This is a genomic window from Methylobacterium sp. CCH5-D2, from assembly GCF_001556475.1.
Taxonomy (GTDB): Bacteria; Pseudomonadota; Alphaproteobacteria; order Rhizobiales; family Beijerinckiaceae; genus Methylobacterium; species Methylobacterium hispanicum.
Genome location: NZ_LSIX01000370.1, coordinates 1 through 8,609, shown reverse-complemented (window position 1 = coordinate 8,609; position 8,609 = coordinate 1). Strand labels below are relative to the sequence as shown.

The following is an 8,609-nucleotide window of genomic DNA, read 5'->3' as shown; positions in this document are numbered from 1 at the left end:
GCCCCGCGCCGCCGCCCGCTCCGCCGCCCGCTCCGCGAGACGGCCCTCCACGGCCGCGACTAGGGCGGCCCGGGAGAGGGTCAGCGGGTCGTAGTGGATCATCAGCGAGCGGTAGGTCGGCACCGTCTCGGCGAGGCCGGGCGGCGGATCGGCGGCGAGCGCCGCGTCGAGGGCCAGCACCCGGTCGTTGGTCGCGGGATCGACCGCCGCGCCGAACTCCACCACCAGCGCCGCCTCGCCCGCGTCGAGGAAGCGGGGCCGGATGGGCGGTTCGGGGTCGGGTGTGGTCATGGGCGCCTTCGCGGGGACATGTCCGGAACCGGCCACCCGGTTCCGGCCCACCATCCTGCCGCCTCCCGCGCCGGCCGTCATCGGCGGAGAGGGGGCCCCGGTTCAGTGCGCGCTCGACAGCTTCATCAGGACGAGCCCGGAGACGATCAGGGCCGCCGCGGCGAGGCGGAGGGCGCCGACCTCCTCGCCGAGCACGGTGATGCCGACGAGGAAGGCGCCGACGGCGCCGATCCCGGTCCAGATCGTGTAGGCGGTGCCCAGCGGCAGCGTCCGCAGGGCCAGCGCCAGCAGGCCGAAGCTGCCGGCCATCGTCACGGCCATGATCGCGGTCGGCCCGGGGCGCGTGAAGCCCGCCGACTGCTTCATCGCGTAGGCCCAGGCGACCTCGAGCAGGCCGGCGGCGGTGAGATAGATCCAGGCCATGTCGGCCCTCCTGAAAGGGCCGGGCCGTCCCGGACTTGTGCCCCGCGCGCGGGGGGAGGACGTGGCCTCGCCGGCCGGCGGGATAGGGCGAGGGCGCGGCGCGGTCAATCCGCGCCCGCGGGCGATCTCGGAGGCCGGGACGGCGGCCGCCGTGTCGCCCGCTCGCGGGGGGGCTGGCCCTCAACCCTGTTCGCCCGCCGCCTCGACGCGCGGATCCGATCCGCCCCCAGAAAAATTACGTTATAACGTTGCGCAATCGCATCCGCCGTGTTGACTGCGCCCGCAGTCAAGGCGAAGGTCTTCCGGCCAAGGTTCCCGCGCGCTCCCGGCGCGCGGGCTAAGAGGGAATTCGGTCGGCTCCCCGGAGCGATGCCGAAGCTGCCCCCGCAACTGTACGCGGCGAGCCCCTGCCGCCCATGGTCACTGGTGCGTCGCACCGGGAAGGCCAGGCCGGGGCGATGATCCGCGAGCCAGGAGACCTGCCTTGCGCGTTGTCACGTCCCCCGGGCGGGGTGTCCCGGCGGAGCGCGTGCGCGGATGCGTACCCTCGGGACGCGCCCGCGCAGGCATCCGCTCGGCCGCCGACCGGCAACCTTGAGCATGCCGGTGATCCGCCGTCCGAGCCCGAACGCCGACCTTGCCGCGAACCGTCCCGCGCCCGCCGCGCGGGGGCGGCGCGCACCGCGCCTCGCGCTCGCGGCCGCGCTCTCGGCCGGAGCACCGCTGCCGGAGGCCCGCGCGCAGGACAGCGTGACGCTGGGAGAGCTGTCGGTCGAGAGCGTCGGGCCCGAGGGCGTCGGCAACGGTGCGGCGCCCGGCACCACCACGGCGCGGGGCGCGATCGGCCTGATCGGGCCGACGCCCGGCTACCGGGCCGACCGCGCGGTGAGCGCGACGCGGACGGACACGCCCCAGCGCGAAGTGCCCCAGATCGTCACCGTGGCGCCGCGCGAGGTGATCACGGATCTGGCCGCCACCCGGGTCGACCGGGTGCTCAGCTACACGCCGGGCGTGGCGCAGCAGAACAATTTCGGCGGCCTCTCGGTGTTCAGCTACGCGATCCGCGGCGTCACCACCTCCGAACTCTACAAGAACGGGTTCCCGATCAACCGCGGCACCCCGCCGCCGCCCGACACCCAGAACGTCGAGCGCATCGAGGTGCTGAAGGGCCCCGGCGGCGGCCTGTTCGGACGCAGCGACCCCGGCGGCCTCGTCAACATCATCACCAAGCAGCCGACGACCGAGCGCTTCGTCGAGATGGGCGGGCTCTGGGGCTCGTTCGAGCAGTTCCGCGGCACGGTCGATGCGGGCGGCGCGCTGAACGAGGACGGCACGCTGCTCTACCGCTTCAACCTCGCGGGCGGGCGCCAGGGGAGCTTTCGCGATTTCGTGGACGGCGACCGGCTCCTCGTCGCGCCCGTCATCAGCTGGCAGGTCACGCCCGACACCCGCGTGACCGTCGAGACCGAGTTCCTGCGCAACCGCATCGTGTTCGACCGCGGCGTCATCGCGATCAACCGCCAGCTCGGCCTGCTGCCGATCTCGCGCTTCCTCGGGGAGCCCGGCCAGAGCACCTACCAGTCGAACGACACGATGCAGATCCGCATCGATCACCGCTTCGACGCCGACTGGCAGATGCGGCTCGCCACCCATTTCAACACCGGGTCGCTGGAGGGCGAATCCGCCGAGATCAGGAGCATCGCCGCCGACAACCGCACGGTGGCGCGCGACCGCAACGTGCGCGACTACCGCTGGGACGTGGCGATCGGCCAGGCCGAACTCGTCGGGCGCTTCGACACGGCCGGCATCGGCCACACCCTGCTCCTCGGCTTCGAGCGCGAGAGCACGGACAGCCGCGTGCTGTATCTCCGCTCGAACTTTCGCACGAGCCCCTACAGCATCGACATCTACAACCCCGGCTACGGCCAGCCGCTGCCGCCGCTCACCATCCCGCGCAACAACCTGGAGCGGGTGACGAACACCGCCCTCTACGCCCAGGACCAGCTGAGCTTGAGCCCCGAGTGGAAGGCGCTCCTCGGCGTGCGCTTCGACTTCTTCGAGCAATCCTTCCTGGAGCGCATCCCGCGCTCGCTCACCGAGCAGTCGCGGGCGGCGGCCTCGCCGCGGGCGGGCCTCGTCTACCAGCCGATTCCGGAACTGGCGCTCTACACCAATGTCGGCACGAGCTTCCGGCCGAATATCGGCCCGGACGCCGCGGCGGTGGCGCGCTCCGGGCCCTTCGCGCCCGAGACCGGGCTCGGCTACGAGGTCGGCGCCAAGCTCGACCTGTTCGGCGGCGCGCTCGGGCTCACCGCGGCGGCCTTCCGGGTCGAGCGCCGGAACGTGCTGACGGCGGACCCCGCCAACAGCGGCTTCTCGCTGGCGGCCGGCGCGGTGCGCAGCCAGGGCTTCGAGCTGACCGCCGCCGGCCAGATCACCCCGGAGATCAAGATCCTGGCTGGCTACGTCTTCGCCGACGCGGTCGTGACCGAGGACAACGTGCTCCCCGTGGGTGCGCCGCTCATCAACGTGCCGCGCCACTCCGGCAGCCTGCTCGCCGTGCACGAGGTGCAGGCCGGCCTCTGGAAGGGGTTCGGCATCGGCGGCGGCGTGCGCGGCGTCGGCGAGCGGGCGGGCGACGCCGCCAACGGCTTCAAGCTGCCGGCCTACATCGCGGTCGACGCGCTCGCCTACTGGCGCTACGAGAATTTCCGCTTCGCGCTCAACGTCGAGAACGTGTTCGACACCGAGTATTACGAAAGCTCGCTCAATGCCTTCCGGGTCTATCCGGGCGCGCCGCGCCGCTTCACCGGCACGATGACGGTGCGGTTCTGATGGCGGAGGAGATGCCCGTCGATCGGACCGTCCTGGCGCTGCAGGGCGTCGTCAAGCGCTTCGGCCCGCGCACCGCGCTCGCGGGCCTCGATCTCAGCCTGCGCCCGGGCGAGGTCTTCGCGCTCCTCGGGCCGAACGGGGCCGGCAAGACCACGACGATCAACCTGATCCTCGGCTTCCTGCGGGCGGATGCGGGCACGGTGCGGGTGCGGGGCGTCGATGCGGGGGCCGACCCGGTGGGCGCACGGGCGCACGTCGCCTACATCCCCGAGCAGGTCGCGCTCTATCCCACGCTCTCGGGGCTGGAGAACCTGCGCTACATCGCGACGCTCGCCGGGCTCGACCTCCCGAAGACGGAAGGCCGCGCGCTGCTGGCCGAGGCCGGCCTCGGCGCGGACGCCCACGACCGGCCGGCCGGCGCCTACTCGAAGGGCATGCGCCAGAAGGTCGGCATCGCGATCGCGCTCGCCCGCCGGGCCGGGCTGCTGCTCCTCGACGAGCCGACCTCGGGCCTCGATCCGGGCGCCGCGGCCGAGTTCTCCGGCACGGTGCGGGCGGCGGCCGCGCGCGGCAGCGCCGTGCTGATGGCGACGCACGACCTCTACCGGGTGCGCGAGATGGCCGACCGGGTCGGCGTGCTCGGCGCCGGCCGCATCGTCGAGGAGATCGACCCGAGGAGCCTCGACCACGTCGCGCTGGAGCGGCTCTACATCGAGCGGCTCGCGGGGAGCGCGGCGTGAGGCGGGTCGCGGCCGAACTCGCCCTGACCTTGCGCGACGTGCGCCTGCGCTGGATCGGCGCCGTGCTCGTCCTGCTCCTCGCCGTCGCCGGGCTCGCCGCGTGGCGGGAGGCCGCCGCCTACGGCGCGGAGGTCGCGCGCATCACCGCCGCGGAGCGCGACCGCTGGCTCGGGCAGGACGCCAAGAACCCGCATTCCGCCGACCATTACGGCCTCTGGGTGTTCCGCCCCTCCGCGCCGCTCGCGGTGCTCGACCCCGGCACCGAGCCCTATACGGGCCGGATGGTGCGGGTGGAGGCGCACCTGTTCAACGACGCCGTCTACCGCGCCGTGCAGGATGCGGGCCCTCTTGCCCGCGCCGGCCTCGGCAGCGTCGCCGACATCGTGCAGCTGGTGGTGCCGCTCGCCGCGATCCTCATGGGCTTCTCGGCCTTCGCGGCCGACCGGGAGCGCGGCACGCTCCGCCTCGCGCTCGGCAACGGCGTGCCGCCGGGCCGGCTCTTCGCCGGGCGCCTCGCCGCCCTCCTCGTGGCGCTGGCGCTCGTGGTCGGGCCGCCGCTGCTCGGGCTCGGGGCGCTCGCGGCCCTGAGCCTCGGCTCGGAGGGCTGGCAGGTCTGGCCGCGCCTCATCGCCTGGGTCGCGGCCCAGCTCGCCTATGCGGGCGCCTTCCTGCTCGTCGCCATGCTGGCCTCGCTGGTCGCCCGCACGGCGCGCGGCGCGCTCTCCGTCTCGCTCGCCGCCTGGGTGCTGCTCTGCGTCGCCGCCCCGCGGCTCGCGGGCGCGGGCGTCGAGCTGGTGCGGCCCGCCCTCCCCTACCGCGCGGTGCGCGCCCGGATCGATGCCGGCTTCCGGGCGCATCGCACGGCGGAGGCGAACGACACACGCGTCCGCGAGGTGCTGGCCCGCTACGGCGCGAGCGATCCGGACGAGCTGCCGGTCGACCTGCGCGGCCTGATGATGTCCGAGAACGAGAGCCACAACTTCGCGGTCTACGACCGCGAGCTCGGCGCCTTCTTCGACAGCCTCGCCGCCCAGGAGCGGGCGGCGGCCTACGCGGGCCTCATCTCCCCGCGCGTCGCCCTGCAGGCCCTGTCGCAGACGCTGGCCGGCACCGACTTCGCCGCGCACGCCCACTTCGTCTGGGCGGCGGAGCGCTACCGCCGCACCATCTCGGAGCGGATGAACGCCGAGATCCGCGACCACCCGCAGGGCGGCGGCCGGGTGCTCGTGGCCGGGCCGGAACTCTGGCAGGAGATCCCGCCCTTCGCGCACGCGCCGCTGCCCCTCGCCCGCGCGCTCGCCGACGCGCGCGTGCCGGCCCTGATCCTCGCCCTGTGGCTCGGGGCGCTCGCGGCGCTCGCCGTGCCGCTCGTCCGGAGGCTGAAGCCCTGAGCGCCGCCCGCTTCTCCCGCCTCGTCGCCGCCGAGCTGCGCCTCGTCCTGCGCGAACGCCTGACCTGGGCGATCCTGGCGGCCCTCCTCGCGGCCCTCTGCCTCGCCGCCCGCACGGGCGCCGAGCGCGTCGAGACGGTGCGCGCCGCAATCGCGCAGGCGGAAGACGACGGCGCGCGCACCGTGCGCGAGGCCCGCGCGGCGCACGCGCGCTACGCCCGGCCGAGCCCGATCACCGTGAACTACTGGCAGGACCCCACCGACGCCTTCGGCTACATGACCTACTTCCTGGCCGCCCACGCGGTGAAGCCGCCGACGCCGCTCGCGCACCTCGCCGCCGGCCAGTCCGACGTGCAGCCCGCCTTGATGCGGATCAGCTTCGGCTTCAGCACGGTCTTCGACGATACCGCCTACGAGCTCGGCAGCGCCGCCCGGCTCCGGCTCGGCGCCTTCGACCTCGCCTTCGTGCTGGTCTACCTCGTGCCGCTCGCCGTGATCGCGCTCGCGGGCACGCGGCTGGCCGCGGAACAGGATACCGGGATCCTGAGGCTGATCGCGGCCCAGCCGGTCGGCCCGCGCCGGGTCGCCGCCGCGAAGTTCGGGGCCGTGGGGCTCGTCGCGCTCGCGGGCGTGCTCGGGGGGACAGGGCTGGCGCTGCTCGCGGCCGGCTGGGCCGGCCCGCTCGCGGGCTGGGGCGGCGTGCTGGCGCTCATCGCCGCATGTCTCGCCGCCTACACCCTGTTCTGGGTCGCGGCCTGCGCGCTCGCCGCAAGCCTCTGGCGCGGGGCGGTCGCGGCGCTCGCGATCCTCGTCCTCGCCTGGGCCGGCCTCACCGTCGCCCTGCCCACCGCGCTCGGCCTCGCGGTGGACCTGCTCGCGCCGCGCCCCTCCCGCATCGCGGCGATCGACACGAGCCGGCAGGCGCAGGCGGCGTTCTACGCGGGCGAGACCGGCACGCGGGTCGCGAGTGCGTGGCTCGCCGCACGCGCCCCCGAGGCCGCCGCTCGGCCGGGCCCATCCGAGAAGCCCGAGATCAAGCGGCTCGCCCGCGACGCCTTCTACGACGCGGCGCTCGGGCAGACCCGGGCGGCCCTCGGCGCGCATGCCCGCGCCCTGGCGGCCTGGAGCGGGCGCCTCGCCCTGCTCTCGCCCGCGAGCGCGCTGGCGCTGGCGCTGGAGAAAGCCGCGGGCACGGACGCCGCCCGGCACGCCGCCTTCCTGGCGGCGAGCACCGCGTATCGCCGCGACCTGCGCGCCTTCTTCGAGCCGCGCATCCTCGCCCAGGCGCTCGATCCGGTCCCGGTCTGCGCCGGCTGCCCGGCGCGGCTCGACTTCGACGCCTACGACGCCGTGCCGGCCTTCGCGCCAGCCCCGGCCCTGGCGGCGGCCCGGCACCAGGCCGGGCTCAGCCTCGCGGCGCTCGTCGCCATGGCACTCGCGCTGGCGGCGCTCGCCCATCGCCGGCTGCGCAGGTGGCCGGCCTGACCTCTCACGAGACGGTGACCCGGATGATGCCCAACACGGCCGCGCCCCCCGCCGTGCGAGCCCGCATCGGCTCGATCGACGCGCTGCGCGGCCTCGTCATGCTGCTGATGCTCGTCGATCACGTGCGCGAGTTCTTCTACCTGCACGCGCAGGTCGGCGACCCGATGAACCTCGCCGCGACGCCGCCCGACCTGGTCCTGACGCGGGCCGCCTCGCACGTCTGCGCGCCGGTCTTCCTCCTGCTCACCGGCCTCTCGGCGAACCTCTACGGGCAGAAGCACGGCGACCGGGGCGCCGTCAGCCTCTTCCTGCTGAAGCGCGGGCTGCTGCTGATCCTGCTCGAGATCACCCTGGTCAACCTCGCCTGGACCCGAAGCCTCTTCCCGCCGATCCTCTACCTGCAGGTGATCTGGGCGATCGGGATCAGCATGGTGGCGCTCGCCGGCCTGCTCTGGCTGCCGCGCCGGCTCCTCGCCGGCCTCGCGCTCCTCGTCATGTTCGGCCACAACCTGCTCGACCCGGTGCGGCTCGCGCCGGAGGAGACCGGCTACGCGCTCTGGTCGATCCTGCACCAGCGCGGGATGCTGCCGCTGCCCTGGGGCGCGGCGCGCACCTCCTACCCGGTGCTGCCCTGGATCGGCGTGATCGCGGCAGGCTACGCGCTCGGGCCGCTCTTCGCGGGAACCACCTCGCCCGCGCTCCGGCAGCGCCGGCTGCTCGCGCTCGGCGGGGCGCTGCTCGGGGCCTTCTTGGTCCTGCGCGGGCTCGACGGCTACGGCGAGCCGGTTCCGTGGCAGGCCGGTCCGACGCCGCTCCTGACCGTCCTGTCCTTCGTCAACCTGACCAAGTACCCGCCCTCGGCCGACTTCCTGCTGCTGACGCTGGGTCTCGGGCTCGCGCTCCTCGCGCTGTTCGAGCGGCTCCCCGCCGCCGGCCTGGGCTGGCTGCGCAGCTTCGGCGGCGCGCCGCTGTTCTTCTACCTCGCCCATCTCTGGCTGCTGCGGCTGATCCACGACGCCGCCCTGGCGCTCGGCCTCGGCGGCCGCTCCGGCGGGGTCGAACTCGCCGCGCCGTGGCAGATCTGGCTCGTCACGGCGTGTCTGAGCCTGCCGCTCTGGCTGGCTTGCCGCTGGATGGTCGGGTTGAAACGCCGGGCCGCTTGGCCGGGGCTGAGCTATCTCTGAGGCCGCTTTCACGGTGCTGAGGTTCGTTCCCCCTTCCCCGTGCGAAGCTATCGATGTTCACACATCCCGGGCGAAGCCCTTCGCGCTCTTCCCTCCCCCCTCTGCGGGGGAGGGAAGCACCCGAAGGGTGACGGGAGAGGGGTGAACGCTTCAGGCAGAGGCGGTGCCCTGCATAAGGCCGCGCCGTTGCCTGAAGCCGGGTTCCCCTCTCCCGACCCCTGCTGACGCAGGGGCCACCCTCCCCCGCAGAGGGGGGAGGGA

General features: G+C 74.3%; 7 protein-coding genes and 1 riboswitch. Of the genes, 5 read left to right on the top strand and 2 right to left on the bottom strand.

Features of this window, described 5'->3' with window-relative positions:
- Both AX737_RS09515 and AX737_RS09510 read right to left on the bottom strand, forming a co-directional pair.
- The coding region (locus AX737_RS09515) for a carboxyltransferase domain-containing protein (RefSeq protein ID WP_156453617.1) at window positions 1–291 on the bottom strand (291 nt) is incomplete at its 3' end.
- 102 nt (window positions 292–393) lie between these two features.
- Window positions 394–714, bottom strand: a complete 321-nt coding sequence (locus AX737_RS09510; protein WP_066920858.1) for a multidrug efflux SMR transporter — start codon at window positions 712–714, stop codon at window positions 394–396.
- Between the two features lie 292 nt (window positions 715–1,006).
- A riboswitch (cobalamin riboswitch) is annotated at window positions 1,007–1,216 on the top strand.
- A gap of 98 nt (window positions 1,217–1,314) precedes the next feature.
- Here AX737_RS09510 and AX737_RS09505 point away from each other — a divergent pair.
- From AX737_RS09505 to AX737_RS09485, 5 genes are read left to right on the top strand one after another with little or no spacing between them, the layout of a single operon-like run.
- A complete protein-coding gene (locus tag AX737_RS09505; protein WP_066920856.1) occupies window positions 1,315–3,549 on the top strand; it encodes a TonB-dependent siderophore receptor in 2,235 nt (744 codons plus the stop codon).
- 11 nt (window positions 3,550–3,560) lie between these two features.
- On the top strand, window positions 3,561–4,289 hold the full coding sequence (locus AX737_RS09500; RefSeq protein ID WP_066920862.1) for an ABC transporter ATP-binding protein: 729 nt from the start codon (window positions 3,561–3,563) through the stop codon (window positions 4,287–4,289).
- Complete coding sequence (locus tag AX737_RS09495) at window positions 4,286–5,680, top strand: DUF3526 domain-containing protein (RefSeq protein WP_066920854.1); 1,395 nt, start codon at window positions 4,286–4,288, stop codon at window positions 5,678–5,680. Before AX737_RS09500 ends, AX737_RS09495 begins: the two co-directional genes overlap by 4 nt.
- Window positions 5,623–7,164 carry an ABC transporter permease gene (locus tag AX737_RS09490; protein WP_066920852.1) on the top strand — a complete coding sequence of 514 codons (1,542 nt, stop codon included), beginning with the start codon at window positions 5,623–5,625 and terminating at the stop codon, window positions 7,162–7,164. The genes AX737_RS09495 and AX737_RS09490 overlap by 58 nt, the downstream gene beginning before the upstream one ends.
- 23 nt (window positions 7,165–7,187) lie before the next feature.
- Complete coding sequence (locus AX737_RS09485; RefSeq protein WP_066920860.1) at window positions 7,188–8,348, top strand: heparan-alpha-glucosaminide N-acetyltransferase domain-containing protein; 1,161 nt, start codon at window positions 7,188–7,190, stop codon at window positions 8,346–8,348.
- The last annotated feature ends 261 nt before the right edge of the window (window positions 8,349–8,609 follow it).